At 66.8% G+C, this 26,494-nt stretch carries 26 protein-coding genes; 16 read left to right on the forward strand and 10 right to left on the reverse strand.

What is annotated here, in order from left to right:
* Nucleotides 1-499: 499 nt before the first annotated feature.
* Together ACZ1I2_RS09595 and ACZ1I2_RS09600 are read right to left on the reverse strand one after the other, a co-directional pair.
* Complete coding sequence (locus ACZ1I2_RS09595; protein ID WP_465181626.1) at nucleotides 500-1,537, reverse strand: phytanoyl-CoA dioxygenase family protein; 1,038 nt, start codon at nucleotides 1,535-1,537, stop codon at nucleotides 500-502.
* Between the two features lie 24 nt (nucleotides 1,538-1,561).
* The gene (locus tag ACZ1I2_RS09600; RefSeq protein ID WP_465177162.1) at nucleotides 1,562-3,181 is read right to left on the reverse strand and encodes an alkaline phosphatase family protein; all 1,620 of its coding nucleotides are present in this window, start codon (nucleotides 3,179-3,181) and stop codon (nucleotides 1,562-1,564) included.
* A gap of 122 nt (nucleotides 3,182-3,303) precedes the next feature.
* Between ACZ1I2_RS09600 and ACZ1I2_RS09605 the strand changes: the two genes are divergently transcribed.
* From ACZ1I2_RS09605 to ACZ1I2_RS09620, 4 genes are all read left to right on the forward strand, one after another.
* The gene (locus ACZ1I2_RS09605) at nucleotides 3,304-5,355 is read left to right on the forward strand and encodes a protein-disulfide reductase DsbD family protein (protein ID WP_465174277.1); all 2,052 of its coding nucleotides are present in this window, start codon (nucleotides 3,304-3,306) and stop codon (nucleotides 5,353-5,355) included.
* Nucleotides 5,356-5,468: 113 nt separating this feature from the next.
* Nucleotides 5,469-6,959 carry a circularly permuted type 2 ATP-grasp protein gene (locus tag ACZ1I2_RS09610; protein WP_465174276.1) on the forward strand — a complete coding sequence of 497 codons (1,491 nt, stop codon included), beginning with the start codon at nucleotides 5,469-5,471 and terminating at the stop codon, nucleotides 6,957-6,959.
* Nucleotides 6,960-7,068: 109 nt separating this feature from the next.
* Nucleotides 7,069-8,004 carry an alpha-E domain-containing protein gene (locus ACZ1I2_RS09615; RefSeq protein WP_465169914.1) on the forward strand — a complete coding sequence of 312 codons (936 nt, stop codon included), beginning with the start codon at nucleotides 7,069-7,071 and terminating at the stop codon, nucleotides 8,002-8,004.
* On the forward strand, nucleotides 8,004-8,822 hold the full coding sequence (locus ACZ1I2_RS09620; protein WP_465174275.1) for a transglutaminase family protein: 819 nt from the start codon (nucleotides 8,004-8,006) through the stop codon (nucleotides 8,820-8,822). Before ACZ1I2_RS09615 ends, ACZ1I2_RS09620 begins: the two co-directional genes overlap by 1 nt.
* A 199-nt stretch (nucleotides 8,823-9,021) precedes the next feature.
* Here the strand turns inward: ACZ1I2_RS09620 and ACZ1I2_RS09625 are convergent, their stop codons facing one another.
* Both ACZ1I2_RS09625 and ACZ1I2_RS09630 read right to left on the reverse strand, forming a co-directional pair.
* The gene (locus ACZ1I2_RS09625; RefSeq protein ID WP_465169912.1) at nucleotides 9,022-9,816 is read right to left on the reverse strand and encodes an arginyltransferase; all 795 of its coding nucleotides are present in this window, start codon (nucleotides 9,814-9,816) and stop codon (nucleotides 9,022-9,024) included.
* Between the two features lie 227 nt (nucleotides 9,817-10,043).
* Complete coding sequence (locus ACZ1I2_RS09630) at nucleotides 10,044-11,282, reverse strand: threonine ammonia-lyase (RefSeq protein ID WP_465169911.1); 1,239 nt, start codon at nucleotides 11,280-11,282, stop codon at nucleotides 10,044-10,046.
* Nucleotides 11,283-11,390: 108 nt separating this feature from the next.
* Between ACZ1I2_RS09630 and ACZ1I2_RS09635 the strand changes: the two genes are divergently transcribed.
* The 3 genes from ACZ1I2_RS09635 to ACZ1I2_RS09645 all read left to right on the forward strand — a co-directional run bounded on the left by ACZ1I2_RS09635 (nucleotide 11,391) and on the right by ACZ1I2_RS09645 (nucleotide 14,331).
* On the forward strand, nucleotides 11,391-12,257 hold the full coding sequence (locus ACZ1I2_RS09635) for an NAD(P)-dependent oxidoreductase (RefSeq protein WP_465169910.1): 867 nt from the start codon (nucleotides 11,391-11,393) through the stop codon (nucleotides 12,255-12,257).
* A complete protein-coding gene (locus tag ACZ1I2_RS09640; RefSeq protein ID WP_465174274.1) occupies nucleotides 12,254-13,900 on the forward strand; it encodes an amidohydrolase in 1,647 nt (548 codons plus the stop codon). The genes ACZ1I2_RS09635 and ACZ1I2_RS09640 overlap by 4 nt, the downstream gene beginning before the upstream one ends.
* A gap of 83 nt (nucleotides 13,901-13,983) precedes the next feature.
* Nucleotides 13,984-14,331 (forward strand): GIY-YIG nuclease family protein, encoded by a 348-nt coding sequence (locus ACZ1I2_RS09645; protein ID WP_465174273.1) that lies wholly within the window; start codon nucleotides 13,984-13,986, stop codon nucleotides 14,329-14,331.
* Nucleotides 14,332-14,432: 101 nt separating this feature from the next.
* Here ACZ1I2_RS09645 and ctrA read toward each other — a convergent pair whose 3' ends face one another.
* Nucleotides 14,433-15,140: a response regulator transcription factor CtrA gene (gene ctrA, locus ACZ1I2_RS09650; RefSeq protein ID WP_465169907.1), complete on the reverse strand. Its 708-nt coding sequence runs from the start codon at nucleotides 15,138-15,140 to the stop codon at nucleotides 14,433-14,435.
* 177 nt (nucleotides 15,141-15,317) lie between these two features.
* The gene (locus ACZ1I2_RS09655) at nucleotides 15,318-16,235 is read right to left on the reverse strand and encodes a LysR family transcriptional regulator (protein ID WP_465174272.1); all 918 of its coding nucleotides are present in this window, start codon (nucleotides 16,233-16,235) and stop codon (nucleotides 15,318-15,320) included.
* Nucleotides 16,236-16,457: 222 nt separating this feature from the next.
* Between ACZ1I2_RS09655 and ACZ1I2_RS09660 the strand changes: the two genes are divergently transcribed.
* Nucleotides 16,458-17,156, forward strand: a complete 699-nt coding sequence (locus ACZ1I2_RS09660; RefSeq protein WP_465174271.1) for a pirin family protein — start codon at nucleotides 16,458-16,460, stop codon at nucleotides 17,154-17,156.
* A gap of 159 nt (nucleotides 17,157-17,315) precedes the next feature.
* Complete coding sequence (wrbA, locus tag ACZ1I2_RS09665; RefSeq protein WP_465174270.1) at nucleotides 17,316-17,918, forward strand: NAD(P)H:quinone oxidoreductase; 603 nt, start codon at nucleotides 17,316-17,318, stop codon at nucleotides 17,916-17,918.
* Between the two features lie 64 nt (nucleotides 17,919-17,982).
* Here wrbA and ACZ1I2_RS09670 read toward each other — a convergent pair whose 3' ends face one another.
* On the reverse strand, nucleotides 17,983-18,798 hold the full coding sequence (locus tag ACZ1I2_RS09670) for a M15 family metallopeptidase (RefSeq protein ID WP_465174269.1): 816 nt from the start codon (nucleotides 18,796-18,798) through the stop codon (nucleotides 17,983-17,985).
* 46 nt (nucleotides 18,799-18,844) lie between these two features.
* Here ACZ1I2_RS09670 and ACZ1I2_RS09675 point away from each other — a divergent pair, with 46 nt between their 5' ends.
* On the forward strand, nucleotides 18,845-19,492 hold the full coding sequence (locus ACZ1I2_RS09675; protein ID WP_465169902.1) for an RluA family pseudouridine synthase: 648 nt from the start codon (nucleotides 18,845-18,847) through the stop codon (nucleotides 19,490-19,492).
* A 111-nt stretch (nucleotides 19,493-19,603) separates the two neighbouring features.
* Here ACZ1I2_RS09675 and arfB read toward each other — a convergent pair whose 3' ends face one another.
* Nucleotides 19,604-20,026: an alternative ribosome rescue aminoacyl-tRNA hydrolase ArfB gene (arfB, locus tag ACZ1I2_RS09680; RefSeq protein ID WP_465174268.1), complete on the reverse strand. Its 423-nt coding sequence runs from the start codon at nucleotides 20,024-20,026 to the stop codon at nucleotides 19,604-19,606.
* 96 nt (nucleotides 20,027-20,122) lie between these two features.
* On the opposite strand from arfB, the gene ACZ1I2_RS09685 reads away from it, so the two are divergent.
* Nucleotides 20,123-20,605: a GAF domain-containing protein gene (locus ACZ1I2_RS09685; protein ID WP_465174267.1), complete on the forward strand. Its 483-nt coding sequence runs from the start codon at nucleotides 20,123-20,125 to the stop codon at nucleotides 20,603-20,605.
* Between the two features lie 24 nt (nucleotides 20,606-20,629).
* Here ACZ1I2_RS09685 and ACZ1I2_RS09690 read toward each other — a convergent pair whose 3' ends face one another.
* Entirely contained in the window at nucleotides 20,630-21,916 is a 1,287-nt protein-coding gene (locus ACZ1I2_RS09690) for a M20/M25/M40 family metallo-hydrolase (RefSeq protein ID WP_465177161.1), read from the reverse strand.
* Nucleotides 21,917-22,077: 161 nt separating this feature from the next.
* Nucleotides 22,078-22,533: a universal stress protein gene (locus tag ACZ1I2_RS09695; protein ID WP_465169899.1), complete on the reverse strand. Its 456-nt coding sequence runs from the start codon at nucleotides 22,531-22,533 to the stop codon at nucleotides 22,078-22,080.
* Between the two features lie 143 nt (nucleotides 22,534-22,676).
* On the opposite strand from ACZ1I2_RS09695, the gene ACZ1I2_RS09700 reads away from it, so the two are divergent.
* From ACZ1I2_RS09700 to lpdA, 5 genes are read left to right on the forward strand one after another with little or no spacing between them, the layout of a single operon-like run.
* Nucleotides 22,677-23,975: a pyruvate dehydrogenase complex dihydrolipoamide acetyltransferase gene (locus tag ACZ1I2_RS09700; RefSeq protein WP_465174266.1), complete on the forward strand. Its 1,299-nt coding sequence runs from the start codon at nucleotides 22,677-22,679 to the stop codon at nucleotides 23,973-23,975.
* 7 nt (nucleotides 23,976-23,982) lie between these two features.
* Entirely contained in the window at nucleotides 23,983-24,207 is a 225-nt protein-coding gene (locus ACZ1I2_RS09705) for a hypothetical protein (RefSeq protein ID WP_465169897.1), read from the forward strand.
* The gene (locus ACZ1I2_RS09710; RefSeq protein ID WP_465174265.1) at nucleotides 24,200-24,580 is read left to right on the forward strand and encodes an acyl-CoA thioesterase; all 381 of its coding nucleotides are present in this window, start codon (nucleotides 24,200-24,202) and stop codon (nucleotides 24,578-24,580) included. The genes ACZ1I2_RS09705 and ACZ1I2_RS09710 overlap by 8 nt, the downstream gene beginning before the upstream one ends.
* Nucleotides 24,577-25,095 carry an endonuclease domain-containing protein gene (locus ACZ1I2_RS09715; protein WP_465174264.1) on the forward strand — a complete coding sequence of 173 codons (519 nt, stop codon included), beginning with the start codon at nucleotides 24,577-24,579 and terminating at the stop codon, nucleotides 25,093-25,095. Before ACZ1I2_RS09710 ends, ACZ1I2_RS09715 begins: the two co-directional genes overlap by 4 nt.
* The gene (lpdA, locus tag ACZ1I2_RS09720; protein ID WP_465174263.1) at nucleotides 25,088-26,482 is read left to right on the forward strand and encodes a dihydrolipoyl dehydrogenase; all 1,395 of its coding nucleotides are present in this window, start codon (nucleotides 25,088-25,090) and stop codon (nucleotides 26,480-26,482) included. Before ACZ1I2_RS09715 ends, lpdA begins: the two co-directional genes overlap by 8 nt.
* Nucleotides 26,483-26,494: the final 12 nt, after the last annotated feature.

Consider the following 26,494-nt stretch of genomic DNA (forward strand, 5'->3'; position numbering starts at 1 on the left):
AAAAATGTATCAAACGAACTTCTGATTCAGAACAATAGTGCCGATCGCGTTCGAGTTTTACCTTCCAGTTCGATCAATGAGTCCACGCGAAGGCGCGAAGACGCAAAGAGGATTTGGAGAATCGGACCCCGAAGGTTGCATGTTGCTCGGGAGCCGGCGGCAAACCGCTGGAATACCTCCTTCGCGTCTTCGCGTGAATCCAATGGAAGGCCGCACGAATCAGAAGTCGAGCGCCGGTCGATTCAAAATCGCCTCCATTTGCCGCAGCATGATCCGGCATGCGCATCACCCTCCGATCCTGATCAAACACCGCGATTTTCCAGTTCGGGCAGGGATTTTCCCTGTTATCGGACAGTGAAATCCAGCAAGGCATTGAATATATTAAACAATGATGCTTCTCACTGACGCGAAATAAAAAATTCCCTGTTATTTTCCCTGTTAATCCGAGGAACAGGGAATTTTCCGCTACCCGGCCGGGCCCGACGCGCCGGTGGCGTCGTCAGCGCCACACCGGGTTGGCCGTCAGGTCCGCCGGATACATGGTCAGATATTGCGCCATGCGCGGCCGGTCGGTGCGGTTCGGGCTCGCGCCGTGCGGCAGATCCTGTCGCCAGATGATCAGGTCGCCCGCGCCCGCCGCGATCGGCACGGCGCCCGCGCTCAGATCGACGGCGCGCGGATCGCCGTCGCCGACACTGTCGAGCCAGGCCTCGATGCCGTGATGAAAGCCCGGCACCACCTGAAGCGCGCCCTGGTCGGCGGTCGTATCGGTCAGGTACAGGATGCCCTGCGTCGCGAACGGGATGGGCAGCGCGAGGCTCACATCGAAATGCAGATGCGGTCCCGGAAAGCTGTAGCCGGGCCGTTCGGGCGGGTTGAAGCTCAGCCGGTCGGTGAGCGCCCAGAGATCGGCCGTTCCCCAGAGCTGGGCGAACGCCTTGTGCACGCGCGGCGATTGCCGCGCCGCGTCCATCGCCGGATCCTGGAAATGCTGGACCATGATCCCGTTGGGCCGGCGCTCGTACCAGCTGTCGCGATCGTCCGGCGTGGCGTTGACCTGCCGCCAGAGCAGCGCCTCGGCCGCCCTGGCCTGCTCCCTGGTGATCGCCTGGCGCAGGATGACGAAACCGTCCCGGTCCCACTGCGCCAGATCCCGGGCATCGAGAACCGGCGGCGCGGCGTCGATCGCCCGCAGGTGTTGCGCGATTTCCTCGGGCGGCGGAGCACCGTCCAGCCACGCATGATAGCGCGCGACCTTAAGTGGATCGGGTATGCCGGCGGTTGCTTCGACCCAGGCCTGGAATCCAGCAAAGTCCGGTCTTTCCGACCCGAGATATTGCAGCGTCTGCTCCAGCCCGAGGCCCAGCACGTCGAGCAGGGGCCGCAAGCGGGCCTCCCGGGACGGCTCGGCGTGCGATCGCAGGCTGTGCCGCGCCCAGAATTCCTCGACCCCCCGGATAGGGGACAGCAAATCCGGAACGGGGGCGAGCGCGGCGGAGGAGGCGGTCATGTCGGCGCCAACATCGAACAGCCTCATCCCCCCGTCAATGACCTGCGACCGTCAGGGACAGGTCGAACCAGGCCCCGCATCGAGATCGAGGCAGCGCCCGTCCGGCTGCGGCGCGGAGACCGGCAGGCCGATCAGGCCGGCAAGCGTCGGCATGATGTCGACCGTCTCGACCGACAGCGGCTGCTCGAACCCGGTCATGCCCTTGCGCCAGAACAGGATCGGCACGCGCCGGTCATAATCCCAGAAGCTGCCATGAGTGGCGACGCTGCTCTTGGTCGGGTCGGCGATCGGCGTGACGCGCGGCTTCATCGCCACCACGATGTCGCCCGATCGCGGCGCATAATAGGAGGCACGGGCGCGCTGGAGCAACGTCCAGGTCTCGGGCGGGCCGCTCGGCGTGGGCGTCGCGACGATCTGGTCCCGGCTGAAAGCGGCATAGACCTGCGGATGGGCGCGGATGCGGAGCAAAGCTTCCTTCAGCACCGCGGCACGCTGCGCCCTGGTCAGCTTCGGGTCGATCCAGATATCGCCCGATCCGGCATCGCCGTAGAGCAGCGGGCCGGTCACCTTGAGCTTCAGCCTGGCGATGATGTCCTTGCCGATCGCGGCCGGGGTGAAGGCGGGGTCGATCCGCGCGGCTTCGGGCGCGGCATGTTCGCGGTTGCGCTCAGGCAGGTCGTGGCCGCCATGGTCAGCGGTCAGGACCACGGCATAATCGACGCCGGTCCTGTCGAGTATGTCGAAGAAGGAGCCGAGCGAACGATCGAGATTGGCGAGCTGAATGCACATCTCGCTACCTTCGGTACCATAGCCATGGCCGACATAGTCGGTCGCCGAGGCACCCACGATCAGCAGGTCGGTCGCGGCGCCCTGGCCGAGCTTCATGTCCTGCAGCATGCCAGCGGCGAGCGCGAGGATCGAGGCGTCGAAGGCGGGCGAGGCGCGGAATCTGTTCGTATCGCCGGCGGCACGCTCGAAGCGGCCGCTGCCGACCGTCTTGCCACCGCCGACTGGGATGGCGCGGTCGTGCGGCGCGCAGAAATCGGGTTCGTCGAGCGGGCCCTGCGCCTGGGCGAGCAACGCGGCGACGGTGCTGTTGGTGCGCGCCACGACTGGCGGAACGGCGCGGCCGGCATAGGAGACGAACGCCTTGCCGTCCCACCACCACAGCTCGTCGACCTTGTGCCCGCCCATCATCACCGCCGCGCGGTCCTTGCCCGCGACCGAGACGACGCGCGCCGCCGGATTCGCCGCCTTCATCCGTTCGCCGAGCGTCGGCACCAGCAGATGCTTGTCCGACACGGTATATTTGGACGAGGTGCTGCCGGGGACGCTCTCGTCCTCGGCGCAATAGATCTGCTTGTCGGCGCGAGGCGTCTTCAGGTCGGCCCAGTTGTTGGCGATGATGCCGGTATGCTCGGGGCGGAAGCCCGACAGGATCGTCGAGTGGCCCGGGCAGGTCTCGGTCGCGGCATGGCTCTGATATCCCGACGGGAAGACCACGCCGTCGAGCAGCCGTTTGAACCCGCCAGTGAAACGGTTGCGATATTCCGCGAACAGGTCCGCGGAGAACTGGTCGACCGAGATGGTGACGATCAGCCTGGGAGGGGTTGTCCGCGCGGCGGCCGGAGCGGGTGGCGGGGCATCCTGGGCGGAAAGGGGCGTTGCCATCGCGATGGCGGCCAGGGCGGCGAACGATGCCAGTCTTTTCACGTAGTGATTCTCCGCGCTCAGGTGCAATGCACCGCGCTCACCGCTATGGGCGAGCGGGTGACTGCCGACAAGGATGGCCGATGCGCGCGTTGGGTTACCTGATTGTGACGTTTATGGCCGGGCTGGCCGCGCTTGCCGTGCCGGCAGCCGCCCAGACGCCCGGTGCGCTGGGCAAGGGGCCGCACCTCGCGATGCGACTGGTCGCGGAGACGACGACCCCGGCCGCCGGGCAGGACGTGACGCTCGCGCTCGACTCGCGGCCCGAGCCGGGCTGGCACGGCTATTGGCAGAATCCGGGCGATGCGGGTTTCCCGGCGACGCTCAAATGGACCCTGCCCAAGGACGTCACCGTCGGCGAGCCCGCTTATCCCGTGCCGGGCACGCTGCTGATGGCCGGGCTGATGAACTATGTGTTCGAGGCGCCTTATGCGCCTTTGGTCACGCTCAAGGTGCCCGCCGGCCTCGCGGCCGGAACGCGCCTCCCGGTCAAGCTCCACGCGCAATATCTCGTCTGCACCAAGACGCTCTGCGTGCCCGAGGAAGCCGATCTGTCGGTCGACCTGACCGTGGGTGACGGCACCGTCACCGCCGAAAGCCGCGCGCGCTTCGATGCGTGGGGCCGCGCCATCCCCAAACCGCTCGACGCGAAGGGCAGTTTCCAGAAGGAGGGAACGCAGGTCCGCATCGCCGTGCCCTATCCGGCCAGCGCGCCGCTGGCGGATGCCTATTTCTTCCCCATCACCACGGGCCTGGTCGATTACGCGGCTGCGCAGCAGGTGACGCGCGACGGCGACCGCGTCGTGGTCGAGACCAAGGCCGGCACCGGCGGCACCGGCCCGCTGGTCGGCGTGCTGCGCCTCGCGCCGGGGCAGGGGTTGATGGTGACGGCAGCCCCCGGCACCGTCGCGACGTCATCCTCCTCGGCGAGCGTCCCTGAAGGCGTGCTGCTGGCGACCCTGATCGCCTTTGCCGGCGCAATGCTCGGCGGGCTGATCCTCAACATCATGCCCTGTGTCTTCCCGATCCTCAGCCTCAAGGCGCTGAGCCTCGCGCGCGGGCATCTCGACGAGCGCTCGGCGCGGCACGAGGCGCTGGCCTATACCGCCGGTGTCGTCGCGGTCTGCGTGGCGCTGGGCGGGGCGATCCTCGCGCTCCGCGCGGGCGGCAGCGCGGTCGGCTGGGCGTTCCAGTTGCAGGATCCGCGCGCGATCATCGTGCTGCTGTTGCTCACCGTGGCGCTGGCGCTCAATCTCGGCGGCCTGTTCGAGATTCCGACGCCGGGCTTCGTCAATCAGGCTGGCGGCGCGAGCGGCGCCTTCGCTACCGGCGCGCTCGCCGCCTTCATCGCCACGCCGTGCACTGGCCCGTTCATGGGCGCGGCGCTGGGCGCGGCGCTGGTCCTGCCCTGGCCCGCGGCGCTCGCGGTATTCGCCGGCCTCGGCCTCGGCCTCGCGCTGCCCTTCCTCGCGCTCGGCTTCGTGCCGGCGCTTCGCAAGAAGCTGCCAAAGCCCGGCGCCTGGATGGAGAATTTCCGCCGCTTCCTCGCGATCCCGATGTGGCTGACCGCCATTGCGCTGGTCTGGGTGCTCGGCCGCCAGACCGGCGTCGACGGCATGACTCAGGGCCTGCTCGTCGCGCTCGGCGCCGCGATCATATTGTGGGCGGCCGGCCGGCGTCAGGCGCGCGGCCTCGGCTTCGGTATCGTCGCGGTCGTGATGCTGCTGGCGATCGTCGCCGGCGGCATCTGGCTCGCCGCCACGGCGCACCGCCCCCAGGCCGGCCAGGTGCAGGCGACCGGTTCGGCCGAGCCTTTCAGCGAGGCCCGGCTCGCCACGCTCCGTGCCGAGGGCAGGCCGGTCTTCGCCTATTTCACCGCTGACTGGTGCCTGACCTGCAAGGTCAACGAGAAGGTCGCGATCGAGACCGACACGGCGCAGTCCGCCTTCGCCGCGCACAAGGTCGCGGTGATGGTCGGCGACTGGACTGACGGCGATCCCGCGCTGGGCCGCTTCATCCAGGCGCATAATCGGGCGGGCGTGCCGCTCTATCTCTATTACGCCCCCGGCGCTGCCGAACCGCAGGTGCTCCCACAGGTTCTCACGCCCGGCATGCTGGCGGAACTCGCCACCTGAAAACGGCCCCCTGAAAACGCGCCCTGAAAACGGGCCCTGAAAACGGACCTTGTGCGGCGCAGCAAAACATCGCAGCATGGAACTTGGCGGTTCATGGGGGCTTTACCGTTTCGATGGTGACACGACGCGCGTTTGACGAGATCATGGGGCAGAGCGGCTCGACCACGCCGCGACCCGAACTCGCCGCGCTCGGACACTGGCTCGACGAGACGCCCGACGCGGAACTCCGTCGACGCCAGCAATCGGCCGAACAGACCTTCCGCCAGCTCGGCATCACCTTCGCGGTGTATGGCGACAGCGACGCGTCGGAACGCATCATCCCCTTCGACATCGTCCCGCGCATCTTCCTGGCCGACGAATGGTCGCGCCTGTCCGAAGGGTTGGTGCAGCGCGTCGAAGCGATCAACGCGTTCCTCGACGATATCTATGGCGATCGGAAGATCCTCCAGGCGGGCGTGCTTCCCGAGGACCTGATCTTCGGCAATCCGCAGTTCCGGCCGGAGATCGCCGGCATGCGGCCGCCGCACGGCATCTGGGCGCATATCTGCGGCATCGATCTGGTGCGCACTGGCCCCGACGAATTCTTCGTGCTGGAGGACAATGCGCGCACGCCTTCCGGTGTCAGCTACATGCTCGAGAATCGCGAGGCGATGCTGCGCCTCTGCCCCGAGCTGTTCCGCGATTTCCGCGTGGCGGCGGTCGACTCCTATCCCGATCGCCTGCTCGAGACGATGAAGTCGGTCGCGCCGCACGGCTCGGGCCAGAACCCGGTCTGCGTCGTGCTGACGCCGGGCCATTACAACTCGGCTTATTACGAACACAGCTTCCTCGCGGATTCGATGGGCATCGAGCTGGTCGAGGCGGCCGATCTGGTGGTCGACGATGATGTCGTCTGGATGCGCACCATCGCCGGCCGGGTGAAGGTTGACGTGATCTACCGGCGGATCGACGACGATTATCTCGACCCCCTGGTGTTCCGCCCGGATTCGATGCTCGGCGTGCCCGGCCTGATCGCGGCCTATGCCGCGGGCAATGTCGCTTTGCTCAACGCACCCGGCAACGGCATTGCCGACGACAAGGCGATCTACAGCTACATGCCGGAGATCGTGCGCTTCTATTCGGGCGCCGAGCCCAAGCTGCCCAATGTCGAGACCTGGCGCTGCCGCGAGCCCCAGGCGCTGAAATATGTCCTCGATAATCTGAAGGACGTGGTGGTGAAGCTGGTCGACGGCTCGGGCGGCTACGGCATGCTGGTCGGCCCGACCGCGACCAGGGCGGAGATCGAAACCTTCCGAGCCGCGCTGATCGCCGAGCCGCACCGCTATATCGCGCAGCCCACCCTGGCGCTGTCGACCGTGCCGACGCTCAGCGACGCCGGCCTCGCCCCGCGCCATGTCGATTTCCGTCCGTTCGTGCTGACCGGCTCCAAGGGCATCCAGGTGGTGCCCGGCGGCCTGACCCGGGTGGCGCTCAAGGAAGGCTCGCTGGTGGTGAACTCGTCGCAGGGCGGCGGCACCAAGGACAGCTTCGTGCTGATGGACGGCGGGAATACGCAGGGCCAGGGTCAGGGCGGCATGAGCCAGGCCCAGGGGACCGTGGCATGATCCGGACCTCTTCCGTTCGTTTCGAGCGAAGTCGAGAAACCGATCTTGGCGATTCCTCGCTGCTTCTCGACTTCGCTCGAAACGAACGGTGGGGGGGAGTCAGCGCCTGATGCTCTCCCGCACGGCCTCCTCGCTCTACTGGCTCGGCCGCTATATCGAGCGGGCCGATTTCATCGCGCGCCTCGTCGAGGCGACCGTCCGTCTCGACGTGCTCTCCTCGCGCCCTGCCGGCGAAGCCGCCTGGGCCAGCGCGCTCGCCGTCACCGAGACGGATGATACCTTCAAGGCGACCGGCGAGACCATGTCGCAGCAGCATGTCGCGCGCTTCCTGACGCTCGATGGCAGCCATCCCGGCTCGATCGTCCGTTGCCTCGACATGGCGCGCAACAATGCGCGCGCCGTGCGCACCGCGCTGACCCGCGAGGCCTGGACCGCGATCAACCGCGCCTGGCTGATCTTCCACAGCCGCTCCAGTCCCGGCGGTGCCACCGCCACGCTCGGCCTGGTCGATGCGGTGAAGACCGAGGCGCGCGGTTTCGAAGGCGCGATCCATCGCATGCTGCGCAACCAGACCACCTGGTTCATCCGCCTCGGCCAGGCCGTCGAGCGCGCCGACAACACCGCGCGCCTGCTCGACGTGAAATACCATCTGCTGCTGCCGGAGGGCGAGCAGATCGGCGGCGTGGTCGATCGCGACCAATGGACCACCATCTTGCAGACCGTCTCGGCCGTCACGGCCTATCGCTGGCTCTATTCGGAAGGGCTGCGCCCGGCGAACGTGATCGACCTGCTGATCTCCCGCGCCGAGCTGCCGCGCAGCCTCGCCGCCTCGGCCGAAGAGACGCTGGAGATCCTCAACCTGCTCGCCAAGCGCACCGGCCTGCACGGCGAGGCCGACCGCATGGCCCGCATGCGCCAGCAACGCCTCGCCAAGACGCGGTCCGGCGAAGTCATCGCCAGCGGGCTGCACCAGTATCTCCAGGCCTTCAACGCCGAGAATGATCTCCTCCACGAGGCGATCGGCCGGCAGTTCAAGTTCAGCTGATGCGGATAACGGTGGATCACCGCACGATCTATCGTTTCTCGGTGCCGCAGGGGCGCCTCACCCAGATGCTCCGCCTCACCCCGGAGGACACGCATGACCAGACCGTCGCCGGCTGGCAGTTGCACGTCGATTGTGATGCGCGGATGCGCCCGGGCCGCGACGGCTTCGGTAACCGGGTGACGATGCTTTATGTCGAGGGTCCGGTCGAGCATATCGAGATCGCCGTGTCGGGCGAGGTGCTGACCAACAGGTCGAACGGCATCGTCCACGGGGCGCATGAACCGCTGCCCCCGCCGCTGTTTCTCCGCGCGACCCCGCTGACCGAGCCAAGCCCGGCACTGACCGATTTCGCGGCGGAAGCGGCGGGTGACGAGGGCGACCTCATCGAACGCCTCCATGCGCTCAACCTGGCCTTCCACAACCGTTTCGCGCTTGATCGCGGGCGGCCCGTCTCGGGGCGTAGCGCGGCCGAGGCGTTCGCGCTGGAAACGGCGACGCCGCGCGATTTCGCGCAGATGTTCGCTGCCGCGGCGCGCGGGCTGGGCGTGCCGGCGCGCTATGTTTCCGGCTATAGTTCGGTCTGCTTCATCGGCGACACGCCGCCCGCGCCGCATGGCTGGGCGGAGGCGTGGGTCGCCGGGCTCGGCTGGGTCGCGTTCGATCCCTGTACCGGCATGTCGGCGGACGAGGCCCATGCGCGGGTCGCGGTGGCGCTCGATTCGGCCGGCGCCGCGCCAGTCGCGGGATCGCGGCTGGGCGAGGGTCATGAGGAGCTCGATGTGGATCTGCACGTCGGCCGGGGCAGCGCCCAGGATTAGAGCGGCGATCGTTAAATCTGATCCGTTCGTCCTGAGTAGGGATCGAGTAGCCGAAGGCGTATCGAGAGCCCGTATCGAAGGACAGGTTGTCGCGCGGAACCTGTCCTTCGATACGCCCTCTCGATACGCCGCTGCGCGGCTACTCGATGGCTACTCAGGACGAACGGGTGGTGGTGGCTCTGATGTAATGCAAGCTACTCTAAGCCAGCTCGTTGGCCATCAGCACGTTCTTCTGCGCCGGCGGCGCATAGGTCGCGTCCTCGTCGGTCAGGAGCGTCCAGCCGGTCGGGCCGAGCACTTCGATCGGGCGATAGCGCGTCTTGTACGCCATCCGCTCGGACCCTTTCACCCAATAACCGAGATAGACATAGGGCAGGCCGATGCTGCGCGCCCGCAGGATATGGTCCATGATGATCATGTTGCCCAAGCCGGCACGCAGCGGATGATCCGCGTCGAAGAAGCTGTAGATCATCGACAGCCCGTCCGCCTGCTGGTCGGTCAGGCACGCCCCGATCAGTCGCCCGCGCATGCCGTTCCGCGACGGTTCGCGATATTCGATGATGTAGCTGTTGACCGGCGAATGCTCGACCATGTCAGCATAATCGCCTTCGTCCATATCCGCCATGCCGCCACCGGGATGGCGCGAGGCGAGATAGCGGCGCAGCAGCTGATATTGCTCGTCGGTCGCCCAGGGGCGGCAGGCGGTCACTTCCATGTCGCTGTTGCGCCGGATCTGCTTGCGCTGCGTCGCGTTGGGCACGAATTCCGACGCGACCACGCGGACCGAGACGCAGGCGGTGCAGCCCGCGCAGCTCGGCCGGTACGCCACTGACTGGCTGCGGCGAAAACCGATCCGGCCAAGCGCGTCGTTAAGGTCGCCCGCATGCGGGCCGTTGAGTTCAGTGAAGACCTTTCGTTCCTGCCGTCCCGGAAGATAGGGGCAGGGCGACGGGCTCGTCACGAAGAAGCGCGGAAAACGAAATGGCGCGGTCACCGCCTGTAACCCCTTTTCCACCCCGGCCCGATGCCTGGCTGGCCCCTGTTATGAATCGCTTGAGAGGTGATGAAAAGCGGCTTTACCATGAAAGAGAGTTAACGCGGCGCTAAGGCTGAGTCTTGCAGATTCACGCCGTGAGGCGGACTTGACGGGCATCATAACGCATCCCGCGACTCGCGAATAGAGTCGCGGGAATCGTTTCACCGCAGCTGTGATTCATTTCGTCAGGCGAGTTCGACCGGACTGACCTCGTACCCGGCCTCGCGCAGTGCTGCCATCAACCGGTCGAGATGGGCCTTGTCGCGCGTCTCGCATTCGATATCGGTGATGAGGCCCTTGGCCGGCAGCGTCGTGAAGACGCGCTGATGGTAGATCTCGATGATGTTGACGCGCTCGGCATCGAAGATGCGCGCGACGTTGAACAGCGCGCCGGGCTGGTCCTGCAACCGGATACGCAACCGCGCGAGCCGGCCCGACCGGGCAAGGTCGCGCAGCAGCACATTGGCGAGCAGCCGCGTGTCGATATTGCCGCCGCACAGGATGACGCCGACGGTCTTGCCGCGGAAGCGCTCGGGATGCTGCAGCAGCGCGGCGAGGCCGGCGGCGCCGGCGCCCTCGACCACCGTCTTCTCGATCTGCAGCAACAGGCTGACCGACTCCTCCAGGCTGCGCTCGCTCACCAGCACGATATCGTCGACCAGTGCCTCGACGATGCGCGCGGTGATGCCGCCCGGTTCCTTCACCGCGATGCCCTCGGCCAGGGTATCGCCGGCGCAGGGCAGGTCGGTGCCGTTGATCCGGTTGTACATCGACGGGAACAGCTCGGCCTGCACGCCGATCACGTCGACCGGATGGTCCGCCGCCCGCGCCACCGTCGCCGTGCCGGAGATCAGGCCGCCGCCGCCGATCGGGATGATGAAGGTGTCGATCGCCGGCGCGTCCTCGAGCATCTCGAGTGCGACCGTTCCCTGGCCGGCGATCACGCGGACATCGTCGAACGGATGGACGAAGGTCAGGCCGCGCTCCGCTTCCAGTTCGCGCGCATGGGCATAGGCAGCGTCATAGGTGGTGCCGAACAGCACGACGGTCGCGCCATGCCCCTCGGTCTGAGTCACCTTCACCGTCGGCGTCGTCGTCGGCATCACGATCGTGGCCGGGATGCCCAGGCGATTGGCGTGATAGGCCAGGCCCTGCGCATGGTTGCCGGCCGAGGCAGCGATCACGCCTTTCGTCTCCGGGGGAAGCTGGAGCAGCGTGTTGAGCGCCCCGCGCTCCTTATAGGCTGCGGTAAACTGCAGGTTCTCGAACTTCAGATAAACCGTCGCGCCGGTCAGCTTCGACAGGGTCTGGCTGATGAAGGTCGGGGTGCGCACGATCGAGGCGGCGATCCGCGCATGCGCCGCCTTGACATCGGCGAGGGTGACGGGAAGCGTTTCGGCGGCGGGCAAAGGTTCGGTAGCCATAGGCGGGCGAGGTAGGCCCTGAAATCGTCAGCCGCAATGGTCGTTACGGCCCGCGCGGCGCGACTCTCAACTAGCGTGACGCGGAAACACCCCTTATCGCGATCCTCCATGAGCAACATCGCATTCATCGGAACCGGAGTGATGGGCGCGCCGATGGCGGGGCATCTCGTCTCCGCCGGCCACGCCGTCACCGTCTACAACCGCTCGCGCGCCAAGGCGGAGGCCTGGGCCGAGAAATACGGCGGCACCGTCGCCGCCACTCCGGCCGAGGCCGCGGCCGGCAAGGATGCGGTGTTCAGCTGCGTCGGCAATGACGACGATCTGGCCGAGATCACGCTGGGCGCGGACGGCGTGTTCGGTACGATGCCCGCGGGCGCGCTGTTCGTCGACCACACCACCGTCTCGGCGAAGATCGCGCGGCGGCTGGCGGAAGATGGCGGGGCGAAGGGCCTGCTCGTCGTCGACGCCCCCGTCTCGGGCGGCCAGGCGGGGGCCGAGAACGGCAAGCTCTCGATCATGTGCGGCGGCACCGCCGAGGCGATGGCTGCGGCCGAGCCGCTGATGCAGGCCTATGCGCTGCGCATCGTCCATATCGGTGAAGCCGGTGCTGGCCAGACGACCAAGATGGTCAACCAGATCGCGATCGCCGGCGTCGTGCAGGGCGTGGCCGAGGCGTTGCGCTTCGCTCAGGTCAGCGGTCTCGACACCGACAAGGTGTTCGAAGCGGTGTCGGGCGGCGCGGCGTCGAGCTGGCAGATGGTCAATCGCTGGTCGACGATGAGCGAGGACAAGTTCGACTTCGGCTTCGCGGTGGACTGGATGCGCAAGGATCTCGGCCTCACCCTCGACGAGGCGCGCCGCAACGGCGCGACCCTGCCGCTGACCGCGCTGGTCGATCAATTCTATGCCGACGTCCAGAAGATGGGCGGCGGCCGCAACGACACGAGCTCGCTGGTGCGCAGGTTGCCGCGGTGAAACGACTTGCCGCGGCTGCCGTCGCGCTCTCATTTGCCGCCGTCCCCGCCTTCGCCGACTCCCTCGTCGACAATGTAAACGGCATGACGCTCGACAAGGACGGCAAGGTCATCCACTTCAACGGCGTGCTGATGACGCCCGACGGCAAGGTCATCCGGCTGATGCAGCCGGGCGACAAGCGCCCGGAAAAGCTCGACTGGCGCGCCGACATGAAGGGGAGGGTGCTACTCCCCGGCTTCATCGACGCGCATGGCCATGTGATGGACCTGGGCTTTCGGGACGTGGAGCTGGACCTCTCGGGCACGAAATCGCTCGACGAGGCCAAGGCGAAGATCGCTGCCTATGTCGCGGCCAATCCCGACAAGAAATGGGTCCTTGGCGGCGGCTGGAACCAGGAGCTTTGGGCGCTCGGCCGCTTTCCGACGGCGGCCGATCTCGATTCAGTGGTCAGCGACCGCCCCGTCTGGCTCTCGCGCGTCGACGGCCATGCGAGCTGGGCCAACACCGCCGCGATGAAGGCGGCGGGGGTGAGCGCGAAGAGCGTATCGCCTGCCGGCGGCCGCATCGAAAAGACCGGCGCCATGCCCAATGGGGTGTTCGTCGATGCGGCGCAGGATCTCGTCACCAAGGCCGTGCCGCAGCCCCTGCCCAAGGATCGCGACGCCGCCTTCCTCAAGGCGCAGGCGAAACTGCTCAGCCTCGGCGTGACCGCAACCGCCGATATGGGCAGCTCGCTCGACGACTGGCTCAGCTACCGTCGCGCGGGTGACGCGGGCGCGCTGCGCATCCGCATCATGAGCTATGGCAACAGCGTCGAGACGGCCGTGCGGGTCGGCGGCGCCGGCCCGACTCAGTGGCTCTACGCCGATCGGCTGCGCATGGGCGGGGTGAAGCTTTATGCCGATGGCGCGCTCGGCTCGCGCGGGGCGTGGCTGAAGGCGCCGTACAGCGATGCGCCCAAGGAATCCGGCCTCGGCTTCCTCGCCGACGACGTGATCCGCAACCTGATGAGCCGGGCGGCGATGGACAATTACCAGGTCGCGGTCCACGCGATCGGCGACAAGGCCAATGCCCAGGTGCTCGACGCGATCGAGGAACTGTCGGAGACGTACAAGGGCGACCGCCGCTGGCGGATCGAGCATGCCCAGATCGTCGATCCGGCCGATCTGCCGCGCTTCGGCCAGCACGGCACGATCGCCTCGATGCAGCCGGTCCACCAGACGTCGGACCGGGTGATGGCCGAAGCGCGGCTCGGGCCGGACCGGCTTGCCGGCGCCTATGCCTGGGCGTCGATGCTGAAGAACGGCGCGGTCCTGGCGTTCGGCTCGGACTATCCGATCGAGAGCCCGGATCCGTTCGCCGGCTGGGCCGCCGCCTTCACCCGCCAGGATGCCGAGGGCCAGCCCTATGGCGGCTGGCGTCCGGAGGAAAAGCTGACGCGCGAACAGGCGTGGTGGGCCTTTACGGGCGCCGCCGCCTATGCCGGTTTCGCGGAAGACAAATTCGGGAGGCTCGCGCCGGGCCAGCGCGCCGACTTCATCATCGTCGACCGCGACCCGCTACTGGCCGGCCCGAGCGAGCTTCGCGCAACCAGGGTGGAGGAGACCTGGGTCGGCGGCCATAAGGAGTATGTGCGGAAATAGGGGGAGGGGCTGCTCCACCCTTGCCGTCATGCTGAACTTGTTTCAGCATCCATGCGCGGTCAGTCGATGCGGGGGTAACGTGAATGGAACGCGTACCAGCAGTCTACATCGTCGCCAGCCAGAAGCGCGGCACGATCTATACCGGCGTGACCTCGAACCCGATCGGCCGCATGATCCAATACCGTCAGGGGATCACCAAGGGCTTTGTCACCAAATACGGTGCCACGCGCCTCGTGCTTCTCGAATTCTTCGGCGACATGGAGAACGCAATCCGCCGAGAAAAGCAGTTGAAGGCATGGCGCCGCGCCTGGAAGATCAATCTGATCGAAGCTACCAACCCGGGTTGGCGCGATCTGGCGTTGGACTATGGCCTCGATCCGCTCTCCAAGCCGCGATGGCCGCGCGTGGATGCTGAAACAAGTTCAGCATGACGAATTAGGAAAGGTCGCGCTCCCCCAACAAAAAGAAAGGGCCGCGGCACCCCCCGATGCCGCGGCCCGAACTGCCGTAAGCCGATACCAGCAAGCCTGGATCAGGCGACCTCGGCGACCGGCGTCCCGATCTCTTCCGGGTCGCGCAACACATAGCCACGGCCCCAGACGGTCTCGATGTAATTCTCGCCTTCGCAGGCCATGCTCAGCTTCTTGCGGAGCTTGCAGATGAAGACGTCGATGATCTTGAGCTCGGGCTCGTCCATGCCGCCATACAGGTGGTTCAGGAACATTTCCTTGGTCAGCGTCGTGCTCTTGCGCAGCGACAGCAGCTCCAGCATCGCATATTCCTTGCCGGTCAGGTGGACGCGGCTGCCATCGACTTCGACCGTCTTGGCGTCGAGGTTCACGGCAAGCTTGCCGGTGCGGATCACTGACTGGCTATGGCCCTTGGATCGGCGCACCACGGCATGGATGCGCGCGGTCAGTTCCTCGCGATGAAAGGGCTTGGTGACGTAATCGTCGGCGCCGAAGCCGAAGCTGCGCACCTTGGAATCCATCTCGTTGATGCCCGACAGGATCAGCACCGGCGTCTGCACCCGGGCGACGCGGAGCCGCTTGAGCACGTCATAGCCATGCATGTCGGGCAGGTTGAGATCGAGCAGGATGATATCGTAGTCGTACAGCTTGCCCAGATCGAGGCCTTCCTCGCCCAGATCGGTGGTGTAGACGTTGAATCCTTCCGTGGTGAGCATCAGCTCGATCGCCTTCGCGGTCGTCGGCTCATCCTCGATCAGCAATACGCGCATCCTGGCAGTCCCCCCGTCACGTCGCTACGCTCGATACCCCCGACGGCTCGGCGCGCCCCTGCACTAACCATTAACCTGACTGGGGATGAACGCAAAAGGTTAATTCTTCGCTAACCGGCTGAAATGCGCGAGTCGCGGGGTTTTTGGGGCGCCGGAATCGAGCCTGGCGGGGTCGTCTCAGCCGCTCCCCGGGCCTTCCGTGGCGCAGATATGGCGAAACCTCTCGGTCAGGAATGCGATCAGCGCTTCGACGCGCGCGGGCCGCAAATTGCCCGGCGGGGTGAGCAGGTGCAGTGCGATCGGCGGACTGTGCCAGTCGGTCAGGAACGCCTCGAGCGTGCCCGCCGCCAAGTCTCCGCCAACGATGAAATCGGGCAGGATGCCGATGCCGAGCCCAGCCCTCAGCGCGGGCAGGAGCGCATCGCCGCTGTTCGACCGGAGCGGTCCGGCCGGCCGCACCGCGACCTCGGCACCGCCCGGTCCGATGAAGCGCCACGGGCCGGTGACATTGGTATAGCCTAGGCATGCATGCTCCCCCAGCTGCGCGGCATGAGTCGGGCGCCCGTGCTTTTCGAGATAGGAAGGCGCCGCGACGATATGCATCGCGATCGGCCCCAGGCGCCGTGCGCGCAGCGAGCTGTCGGGCAGATCCGCGATGCGCAGCGCGACATCGATGCCCTCCGCGACGATATCGACTTTCGCATCGGACAGGTGGAGATCGATCTCGATCCCCGGATGAGCGCTCAGGAACTCCGCAAGGGCGGGCGTCAGGCTGACCAGCCCGAGCGTCATCGGCGCGGTCACCCGGATCAGCCCGTGCGGTGCCGTCGCCGCATCGTGCGCCGCCTCTTCCGCTGCGACCGCTTCGGCCAGGATGCGCGCGGCATGCTCGGCCAGGCTCTTGCCGCTCTCGGTCAGGGTCAGCCGCCGCGAGGTGCGGTGGAACAGCGACTGGCCAAGATGCGCCTCCAGTCGGGTCACCGCCTTCGACACGGTCGCCTTCGACACCCCGATCGCGTCCGCCGCGCCGCTGAACGAGCGATGTTCGACGACGGAGGCAAAGATCGCCCAGGCTTCGAGATCCGGCAGACGCATCGGTTCAGGCACTCCGTCACCCTGAACTCGTTTCAGGGTCCATGCGCGGTCGTCTGCCTCAGGAGCGCCGCTCATTGGGGCCACTGACCGCGCATGGATGCTGAACCAAGTTCAGCATGACAGCAAGAGGCGAAACGATCAGTTTCCAGCGTTTCCATTTACGCCCTGATCCAAATCCCTATCTTGGTGGCAACCCAATTCCTGCTTTTAGGGACACACCCCATGATCGAGAAAAGATCGTTCGAGAGCCTGGGCCATGCCGATCATGGCTGGCTCAACGCGCGCCACCATTTCAGCTTCGCCAATTATTACGACCCGTCCCGGATGGGCTGGGGAGCGATCCGCGTCTGGAACGATGACGAGATCGGGCCGAACGCCGGTTTCCCGGCGCATCCGCACCGCGACATGGAGATCATCACCTATGTCCGCAAAGGCGCCATCACGCACAAGGATTCGATGGGCAACGAGGGCCGTACCGGGGCGGGCGACGTCCAGGTGATGAGTGCCGGCACCGGGGTCCGCCATGCCGAATATAATCTCGAGCCCGAGACGACCACGCTCTTCCAGATCTGGATCGAGCCGAAGCGGACCGGCGGCTCGCCGAGCTGGGGCGCCAAGCCCTTCCCGAAGAGCGATCGCAGCGGCAAGTTCGCGGTGCTCGCCAGCGGCTTTGCCGAGGACAAGGACGCGCTGCCGATCCGGGCGGATGCTCGGGTGCTCGGCGCGACGATCAAGGCCGGCGAGACGATCACCCACAGCGTGGGCGAGGGGCGTCACGCCTATCTCGTCCCTGCCACCGGCGCGATCGAGATCGATGGCCAGCCCTTCAAGGCGCGTGACGGCGCGGCGATCGGCGGCGGCCGGACGGTGGAGATCAAGGCGATCGAGGATGCCGAACTGGTGCTCGTCGATTCAGAATAACCGAATTCCGTTCCGCCCATTCCCCCCGGGCGGAACGGACGGGGGTGGGCATTCGTCCTCCCCGAAAGCCCCGGCCAGTTGCGTGTCGGGCGCCTACCCCCAGTTCCTCCCGCCCGGATTTCCCACGGGCGGGAGGGACAATCTTCTCAGGAGGTTTTTATGACCAAGGTTCTGGTGCTCTATTATTCGTCCTACGGCCATATCGAGCAGATGGCTGATGCCGTCGCCGAGGGTGCCCGCGCCGCCGGCGCCGAAGTCGATATCCGCCGCGTCCCCGAAACCGCGCCCGCCGAGGTTGCGGCCGCAGCTGGCTTCAAGGCCGACACCGCGCACGCCGTCATCGAAAGCGTCGAGGCGCTGGCCAATTACGACGCGATCATCGTCGGCGCGCCGACCCGCTTCGGCCGCATGCCGAGCCAGATGGCGTCCTTCCTCGACCAGGCCGGCGGCCTGTGGTTCCGTGGCGCGCTCAACGGCAAGATCGGCGGCGCGTTCAGCTCGACCGCGACTCAGCATGGCGGGCAGGAGACGACGCTCTTCTCGATCATCACCAATTTGCTGCATTTCGGCCTGACCATCGTCGGCCTGGACTACGGCTTTGCCGGCCAGATGGGCGTCAAGGAAGTGCACGGCAATTCGCCCTATGGCGCGACGACGATCGCCGATGGCGACGGCAGCCGCCAGCCGAGCAGCCTCGAACTCGATGGCGCGCGCTATCAGGGCCGCCGTATCGCCGAAGTCGCGGCCAAGGTCTTCGGCTGAACCAGCGGTAACAGTACGACGAGGGCGCTCGCGGCTTGCCGCGGGCGCCCTTTCGCATGACGGCCTAATAATAGACACCTGGCCAGACGAACGGGATAGGCAGGATACGCGGCGCCGGTTTCTTAGGGACCGTCTCGATCAACGGTCCCGCGATTCCCGGCCGCGCGGGAAATTGCGCGCGGGCGCGGGCGAAGATCGCGCGGGCACGCGTCGCGCCCGGCGATCGGGCGGTGCGGCCGACCCAGCGCCAGTGCCACGGCTCCCACCCGACATTCTGGCTGTTGTTCGCCGGGAAGGACAATTCGAAGCCGAAGTCCCGCGCATGGGCGATCAGCCACAGGCCCGCCGGCGTGCTCGCCATGCACCATTGCAGGTCCGGGCAGCCGGGCGACGGGTGAATGCCGAAGTCGATCGCATAGCCGGTCGCATGCTCGCTATAGCCGGGCGGCCCCACGTCGCGCGATCGTGCCGCCACGTCTCCGCAGGAATCGCCTGGGCCGGTCCGGCAGAACACCGACCGCTGATAGGCGATGGTGCGGTAGCAGGAGACGCCCCGGAGCCGGTGTGCGACGCTCGGCACCGCATTAGTGGCCTCGATCAGCGCAGTAAGATCGGCCGCGGCGTCCTTTTGCAGGCGGCAGGTTCCACCCAGCGCGAAGCCGGGAACGGCGACGGGCACCATCTCGCTCGCGGCCGCTTCGGCATAGGGCAGATGACCGAACATGCGGCCATCCGCCCCGGTGACACCGATGCCCGGCACCATGATCGGCGCCACGGGCAGCGGTGTTGGGGTGCTCTGGGCCTGGGCGGGCACCGGCATCGCGCCGAGGCACGCGGCCGACAACAGGGCGCGGATCGCGGGCGTCGTGCTCGGTTTCACTGGAGATCCTCTGGCATGTGGCCGCGCGGAGTGGCAAGGGCTGCAAATGCTTCTGGATAGAGTCCTGTTCCTCGATGGCGAGGCGATCGTGATCGACAAGCCTGCCGGCTTGCCGGTCGACCGGCCCCGCGATGGCTCGATCAGCCTCGAAAACCATCTCGAAGCGCTGGCCTTCGGTTTCCGCCGCTGGCCCCAGGCAGTGCACCGGCTGGACCGCGACACCTCGGGCTGCCTGCTGCTGTCGCGCAACCCCAAGGCGCATGCGCGGCTGCATCACGCGTTCGAGGCGGGCATCGTCGAGAAACGCTATATCGCGGTGCTCGAAGGCGTGGTCGAGGGCGAGAGCGGCCTGATCGATCTGGCCTTGTCCAAGGTGAGCACGGCTGAAACCGGCTGGCGCATGCGCGGCGACCCGAAGGGCAAGCCCTCGCGCACCGCCTGGCGCGTCATCGAGGTGAAGGACGGACGCAGCTTCGTCGAGTTCCGCCCCGAAACCGGCCGCACCCACCAGATCCGCGTCCATGCCGCCGAGGCGCTCGGCGCGGCGGTGGTCGGCGATCCCGTCTATGGCGACGGCAAGGGCGAGAGCCTGCTCCATGCCGCCTCGCTCATGGTGCCCCGCACCGGCAAGGACCCGATCAAGGCCGAGGCACCGCTGCCCGAACGCTTCCTGAAGGCCGGGTTTAGCCTCTGATCCCCGGACACCCCCGTTCGTGCTGAGCTTGTCGAAGCACTGTTCTTTCTTCCTCACGTTGAAAGAACAGCCCTTCGACAAGCTCAGGGCGAACGGCGGGATACTGGGTCCCTATTCGATCGGCTTCCCCCGCAGCGACTTCACCGTCGACCGCTTCGCCTTGCCCTCCATGCGCCGCGCCTTTGCTGCCTTGGACGGCTTGGTCGGGCGCCGTTTCTTCGGGACGATCGTCGCCTCGCGGATCATCTCGATCAGCCGCTCGCGCACTTCCTGCCGGTTCAGCAACTGCGACCGCGCGCCTTCGCTCCTCAGCACCAGCACGCCCTCGCGCGTCATCCGCGATCCGGCGAGCATCGCCAGCCGGTTCTTCACTGCCTCGGGCAAATTCGGTGAGGCGCCGACATCGAAGCGCAGCAGCACCGCCGAATCCGTCGTGTTGACATGCTGCCCGCCCGGCCCCCCGGCGCGTGTGAAGGATTCCTCCAGCTCATCGCTGTCGATCGAGATCGATCGGGTGACGGGAATGGCGACCATGGCCCCCGGTTAGGCGATTCGGTGGTTCGGGCCAATCAGATGCTTGCATGCGGCACGAACCAGCCTCATCTCGCGCCCTCAGACGAAGGAAGACGCGTGTACCAGTTCGACATCTCGGGCGGCTCCAAGGCCGATCTCTATCATGATCTCGAAGCCGCGCTCGGCGCGCTCACCGCCGACGAGCCGGACGCGGTCGCCAATATGGCGAATGCCGCGGCGCTGATCTGGCAATATCTGCCCGATCTCAACTGGGCCGGATTCTACCGGCTGGTCGGTGGCGAGCTCGTGCTCGGGCCATTTCAGGGCAAACCCGCCTGCATCCGCATCGCGATCGGTGCGGGCGTCTGCGGTGCCGCCGCCGCCACCCTCGAGACGCAGATTGTCGAGGACGTGCATGCCTTTCCCGGTCATATCGCCTGCGACGCCGCGAGCCGGTCGGAACTGGTCGTACCGATTGTCCATGACGGGCGGCTGATCGGCGTGCTGGACCTCGACAGCCCCGAGGCGGCGCGCTTCGATGCCGAGGATGCCGCCGGGTGCGAGGCGCTGGTCCGGCTGCTCGCGCCCCGTATCGCCTGATCCGCCGGCGGATCGGCTCGATCCTCAGGGCCCCGCGAACGTCACCAGGCTCTCCGCCCCGTTGGCGCCCAGCGCCGATACGCCGACGAAATGGTCGTCGACCGGCACGCCCTTCAGCACCTCGGTGGCCGCGCTCGCGGGAAGATCGACCGATTTCTGCCAGTCCTGCGCATCGGTCCTGCGCCAGTGGATGCGATACCCGGTGGCGCCTTCGACCGGCAGCCAGGTGACCGTCGTGTCATAGCCCAGCGCGCCCGCTATCTTCACCCCCGACGGTGCGGCCGGCGCGGCCGCCAGCCGCCTGACCGTCGCGACGTTGATCGCGGTCACCTTGGCCAGATAGTCGAAGTCCATCTTGTCGACCGTGTCGCCATAGGCGATCCCGTTCTCGACCCGGACGTCCTGATGTTGCGCCTTCCAGTTCTCCGCCGCGACGGTGAAGCGGATCGCCGGATAGCCAAGCGCCAGGAACGGGCTGTGGTCCCCGCCGCGCCCGAACCGGTCGGGGCGCCGGTCGACGAACACGTCGATCCCGCCCTTGATCGTTCCGGCGATCCCGTCGACTGCCTTGGCCAGCGCCCGCGACGGCCCGTCATCCTCGCCGCCATTCTGCCGGCGCTTCTGCACGGCCGGCAGATCCTCCGCCGCGCCGATGCCTTCGGAAAAGACACGCACCCGGTCCGCCACGCGCACGCCGTCCTCGCCGATCGTGTTGCCGACGATGTCGTTGTTGAGCATCGCCGAGACGACCCAGTTCTTCTGCCTGGCGGTCTCCGCCAGCAGGGTACCGCCCCACAATCCCTGTTCCTCGCCCGAGAAGAGCGCATAGACGATCGTCGCGCGGAATTTCTGTCGGGACAGGATGCGCGCCGCCTCGAGCACCAGGGCCACGCCCGATCCATCGTCGTTCGCGCCCGGCGCGTCGCCAGTCGCGTTCATCGCGTCGCTGACCCGGCTGTCGATATGCGCGCCGATGATGATCACCCGGCGCGGCTCGATCCCTTGCTGGAAGCCGAGCACATCGACGATCTCCACCCCGTTCGGCGCGCGCGGCCCGATAAAGGTGCGCGCGATATTGGCGCTGGTGATGCACCCGCCGCATCCGTCCGAGATGCGCGTCAGTTCCCCCGCCGCCCAACGCCGCGCCGCGCCGATGCCCCGGACAGGGTCGTCGGTGGAGGACAGGCTGTGCCGCGTGCCGAAGCTGACCAGCTTCTCGACCGTCGCCTTCAGCCGGGTGGGGTCGGGCGCGTCCTGCGCGGCGGCAGGCGTGGCGAGAAGCAGGGCGGTAAGAGGGATGAAGCGGTGCATCGCCGGATGGTGGCGGGCCACTCGCGGAGCATCAACCCCATTCGTCACCCTGAACTCGTTTCAGGGTCCATGCGCGGGCAGGGGCCACGCGAATGTCGCCCGTGGTTCGCATGGCCGCGCATGGATGCTGAAACAAGTTCAGCATGACGGCATTTCGGCGATCAACTCAGCCGGTCGATCGCCTCGCGACTGAGCGACCCCGGAATGATCATCAACGGAATCGGCAAGGCGCCCGCATCGGCACCCGCGAAATGCGCGACCAACGCCCCCGGCGCGCCGCTCGCCGCGGCGCCGAGCACCAGAGCCGCGATGTCTGGATTCTCCGCGATCATCTCGCGGATGATTTTCGGGCCTTCGCCCTGGCGCACCGTGATCGACGGTCGCAGCCCCGATTCCTCGAGCAAGGTTCCCGCCGCGCCGGCGACCAGCGCCTCGGCATGGATGCGGGCCTCGTCCTCGATGGTGGCCTGCACGCCACCAAAGGCGACGAACTCGGCCGGCGCGATCAGGGTGAGTATCTCCACCCCGCCACCAGTCTTCACCGCGCGCCGCGCCGCGAAGCGCAAGGCGATCTCGCTTTCCGGATTCTCGTCGATCACGACCAGATAGATACGCATGCTTTCCCCCTCTGCCCGCTAGGTGGGCCGGGCCCCGGTTTTACGCAAGAGTAGCCTGGTTCAGCGCGCCCGGTCTTGACCCCGCCCGCATCGGGCGCGAAGGGAACGAGCCGCTACGGATTCGGTTAGAGGAAAGCCTCCCCATGTCGATCGAGATCAAGATGCCTGCATTGTCCCCCACCATGGAGGAGGGCACGCTGGCGAAATGGCTCGTGAAGGAAGGCGATGTCGTCAAGTCGGGCGACCTGATGGCCGAGATCGAGACCGACAAGGCCACGATGGAATTCGAGGCGGTCGACGAAGGCGTGATCGGCAAGATCCTCGTTGCCGAGGGCACTGACAATGTGAAGGTCGGCACCGTCATCGCGACCCTGCTGGAAGAAGGCGAGAGCGCCGATGCGGCCCCCGCCCCCAAGGCCGCCGCGCCGAAGGAGGAGCCCAAGGCGGAAGCCCCGAAACAGGAAGCCGCGCCCGCACCCGTTGCCGAGGCGCCCAAGCCCGCCGCGATTCCCGCACCGGCATCGGACGACCGCGTCAAGGCAAGCCCGCTCGCCCGCCGCATTGCCGCCGAAAAGGGCGTCGAGCTGTCGGCGCTGGCCGGCTCCGGCCCGAACGGCCGCATCGTCAAGGCCGATGTCGAGGGCGCCAGGCCCGGCGCGGCGCCCGCCGCTGCCGCGACGCCCGCGACCGAAGCCGCCGCACCGGCCGCTGCCGCGGCGCCGGCCCCCGCCAAGCCCGCGGTCATCCCCGACATCCCGCACACCGCGGAAAAGCTGTCCAACATCCGCAAGACGATCGCGCGCCGCCTCACCGAATCCAAGCAGACGGTGCCGCACATCTATCTCACCGTCGACATCCGCCTCGACAAGCTCATGAAGCTGCGCACCGAATTCAACGCAGCGCTCGAATCGCGCGGCGTGAAGCTGTCGGTCAACGACCTGCTGATCAAGGCGCTCGCGGTCAGCCTGATCCAGGTGCCCAAGTGCAACGTCATGTTCACGCCGGACCAGCTGATCACCTTCCAGCGCGCCGACATTTCGGTCGCGGTCTCGACGCCCTCGGGCCTGATCACCCCGATCATCGCCGAGGCCGACACCAAGGGTCTCGCCGCCATCTCGGAGCAGATGAAGGATCTCGCGGGCCGCGCCCGCGACAACAAGCTGAAGCCCGAGGAATATCAGGGCGGCACCGCCAGCCTCAGCAACATGGGCATGTTCGGCATCAAGCAGTTCGAGGCAGTGATCAATCCGCCCCAGGCCATGATCATGGCGATCGGCGCGGGTGAGAAGCGTCCCTGGATCATCGATGACGCGCTCGGCATCGCGACGATCATGTCGGCGACCGGCAGCTTCGATCACCGCGCGATCGACGGCGCCGACGGTGCGCAGCTGATGCAGGCGTTCAAGGCGCTGGTGGAGAACCCGCTGGGCATGGTGGCGTGAGGGCGCGGTGAAGCGGACGCTCTACGAATTGCTGCACATCGCCGCCGGCGTGGTCGGCACGGCGTTGCTTGCTTCGGCCGCTGCCTGGGGTGTGCCCAAATCGGCGGGCGCGATCTGGGACGTCGCCTATGTCGTGGTCGCGGTGGTCGTGTTCATGGGCGTCCGGCCGCTCAGGCTCGCCTGGCGCGCCGATCAGGAGGCGAAGCACGGCCAGCCCCGCGCCAATGGCTGACGGCCCTCCCGGCACCGAGCCGGTCATCCGCGCGACCGCGATGGCAGCCGATGCGAATCCTTACGGCTTCATCTTCGTCGGCTGGCTGATGGGCCAGATGGCGCTCGCCGCCGGCTCGGTCGCCTCGCGCCGATGCGGCGGGCACGCACCCGTCGTCGCGGCGAACGGTTTCAGCTTCACCATGCCGGTCAACATCGGAGACGAAGTCTCCTTTCATGCCGAAATCGTCGCGACCGGCACGACCTCGATGACCGTCGACGTCGACGTCTGGCGACGCGACCGCCACGGCGAGGGCACTGCACGCGCGGCGCGCGGCACCTATATTCTGGTATCGATGGGCAAGGACGGCAGACCAAAGGCGCTGGCGGCGTGATCGGCACGACCTCTTCTTCCCCCTCCCCCCTTGCGGGGGAGGGAGGGGCCCAGCGCGAAGCGTTGGGAAGGAGAGGGGGGCGCTCGACGAAGACGAGCGCGCTTGGCAAGGCGAAGCACATGCGCACCAACCCGACCGAGGCGGAACGTGCGCTTTGGCAGCTCCTGCGCAACAAGCGGCTCGCCGGCTGGAAGTTCAAACGCCAGCAGCCGATCGACTCGTACATCGTCGACTTCGTCTGTTTTGCTGAACGATTGATCGTCGAAGCGGACGGATCGCAGCATATCGAGAATGCCTATGACGCGCGTCGCGACGCCTGGTTGAGATCGCAGGACTTCCGCCTCCTGCGCTTCTGGAACAACGACATACTGAACAATCCGGAGGGCGTGCTTACGTCCATCCTCGTTGCGCTCGAAGGAGACGAAACCGGCATCGAGCCGGTTTCGTCTCCGCCCCCTCTCCCCAGCCCTCCCCCGCAAGGGGGGAGGGAGAAGAAGGACCTACCACGTGGCTGACAGTTTCGACCTCATCATCCTCGGTTCGGGCCCCGGCGGCTATGTCGCGGCGATCCGCGCGGCGCAGCTCGGGCTGAAGACCGCGATCGTCGAGCGCGAGCGGCTCGGCGGCATCTGCCTCAACTGGGGCTGCATCCCGACCAAGGCGCTGCTGCGCACGTCGGAAATCTATCATTATATCAGCCACGCCGCCGATTACGGCCTCAAGGTCGAGAATCCGGGCTACGATCTCACCAGGATCGTCGAGCGCTCGCGCAAGGTCGCGGGCCAGCTCAATGCCGGCGTCAAGGGCCTGATGAAGAAGAACAAGGTGACCGTGTACGAAGGCACCGGCACCATCACCGCGAAAGGCAAGCTCAGCGTCAAGCAGGGCGACAAGACGACCGAGCTCGAAGCGAAGAACATCATCATCGCGACCGGCGCCCGCGCCCGCGACCTGCCCTTCGCCAAGGCCGACGGCAAGCGCGTCTGGACCTACCGCCACGCCATGGTGCCGGAGGAAATGCCGACCAGGCTGCTGGTCATCGGCTCGGGCGCGATCGGCGTCGAGTTCGCCAGCTTCTACAACGACATGGGCGCCGACGTGACCATCGTCGAGATGCTCCCGCGCATCTTGCCCGTAGAGGACGAGGAAGTCTCCGCCTTCATGGAGAAGGCGCTGACCAAGCAGAAGATCAAGATCGTCACCGGGGCCGGTATCGAGGGCCTGACCCCGGGCGCGAACGGCGTGACCGCCAAGATCAAGGGCAAGGACGGCACCGTCACCACCGAGGAGTTCAGCCACGCCATCGTCGCGATCGGCATCGTGCCCAACACCGAGGATATCGGGCTGGAAGCACTCGGCGTGAAGACCGATCGCGGCCATATCGTCACTGACGGTTACGCCCGCACCAATGTCGAGGGCATCTACGCGATCGGCGACGTCACCGGCCCGCCCTGGCTGGCGCACAAGGCCAGCCATGAGGGCGTAGTCTGCGTCGAGGCGATCGCCGGCGAGAAGCCGCATCCGTTCGAGACCTGGAACATCCCGGGCTGCACCTATTCGCGGCCCCAGGTCGCCTCGGTCGGCCTGACCGAAGCCAGGGCGAAGGAAGCCGGCCATGAGGTAAAGGTCGGCAAATTCCCCTTCATCGGCAACGGCAAGGCCATCGCGCTGGGCGAGGCCGAGGGTTTCGTGAAAACGGTGTTCGACGCGAAGACCGGCGAGCTGCTCGGCGCACACATGGTCGGCGCCGAAGTGACCGAGCTCATCCAGGGCTATGTCATCGCCCGCCAGCTCGAGACGACCGAGGCCGAGCTGATGGAAACCGTCTTCGCCCACCCGACGCTGAGCGAGATGATGCACGAGAGCGTGCTCGGCGCCTATGGCAAGGTCATCCATATCTGACCGGAACGCGGA

Source organism: Sphingomonas sp. BL-S-29 (genome assembly GCF_055521495.1).

Coding starts and splice junctions, on each gene's coding strand:
- ACZ1I2_RS09675 (WP_465169902.1), top strand. CDS start 18,845: ATGCTTCTGGATAGAGTCCTGTTCCTCGATGGCGAGGCGATCGTGATC.
- ACZ1I2_RS09615 (WP_465169914.1), top strand. CDS start 7,069: ATGCTCTCCCGCACGGCCTCCTCGCTCTACTGGCTCGGCCGCTATATC.
- ACZ1I2_RS09690 (WP_465177161.1), bottom strand. CDS start 21,916: ATGCACCGCTTCATCCCTCTTACCGCCCTGCTTCTCGCCACGCCTGCC.
- ACZ1I2_RS09630 (WP_465169911.1), bottom strand. CDS start 11,282: ATGGCTACCGAACCTTTGCCCGCCGCCGAAACGCTTCCCGTCACCCTC.
- ACZ1I2_RS09695 (WP_465169899.1), bottom strand. CDS start 22,533: ATGCGTATCTATCTGGTCGTGATCGACGAGAATCCGGAAAGCGAGATC.
- ACZ1I2_RS09620 (WP_465174275.1), top strand. CDS start 8,004: ATGCGGATAACGGTGGATCACCGCACGATCTATCGTTTCTCGGTGCCG.
- ACZ1I2_RS09610 (WP_465174276.1), top strand. CDS start 5,469: ATGGTGACACGACGCGCGTTTGACGAGATCATGGGGCAGAGCGGCTCG.
- ACZ1I2_RS09645 (WP_465174273.1), top strand. CDS start 13,984: ATGGAACGCGTACCAGCAGTCTACATCGTCGCCAGCCAGAAGCGCGGC.
- ACZ1I2_RS09700 (WP_465174266.1), top strand. CDS start 22,677: ATGTCGATCGAGATCAAGATGCCTGCATTGTCCCCCACCATGGAGGAG.
- ACZ1I2_RS09605 (WP_465174277.1), top strand. CDS start 3,304: ATGCGCGCGTTGGGTTACCTGATTGTGACGTTTATGGCCGGGCTGGCC.
- ACZ1I2_RS09655 (WP_465174272.1), bottom strand. CDS start 16,235: ATGCGTCTGCCGGATCTCGAAGCCTGGGCGATCTTTGCCTCCGTCGTC.
- arfB (WP_465174268.1), bottom strand. CDS start 20,026: ATGGTCGCCATTCCCGTCACCCGATCGATCTCGATCGACAGCGATGAG.
- ACZ1I2_RS09710 (WP_465174265.1), top strand. CDS start 24,200: ATGGCTGACGGCCCTCCCGGCACCGAGCCGGTCATCCGCGCGACCGCG.
- ctrA (WP_465169907.1), bottom strand. CDS start 15,140: ATGCGCGTATTGCTGATCGAGGATGAGCCGACGACCGCGAAGGCGATC.
- wrbA (WP_465174270.1), top strand. CDS start 17,316: ATGACCAAGGTTCTGGTGCTCTATTATTCGTCCTACGGCCATATCGAG.
- ACZ1I2_RS09635 (WP_465169910.1), top strand. CDS start 11,391: ATGAGCAACATCGCATTCATCGGAACCGGAGTGATGGGCGCGCCGATG.
- ACZ1I2_RS09600 (WP_465177162.1), bottom strand. CDS start 3,181: ATGGCAACGCCCCTTTCCGCCCAGGATGCCCCGCCACCCGCTCCGGCC.
- ACZ1I2_RS09595 (WP_465181626.1), bottom strand. CDS start 1,537: ATGAGGCTGTTCGATGTTGGCGCCGACATGACCGCCTCCTCCGCCGCG.
- ACZ1I2_RS09660 (WP_465174271.1), top strand. CDS start 16,458: ATGATCGAGAAAAGATCGTTCGAGAGCCTGGGCCATGCCGATCATGGC.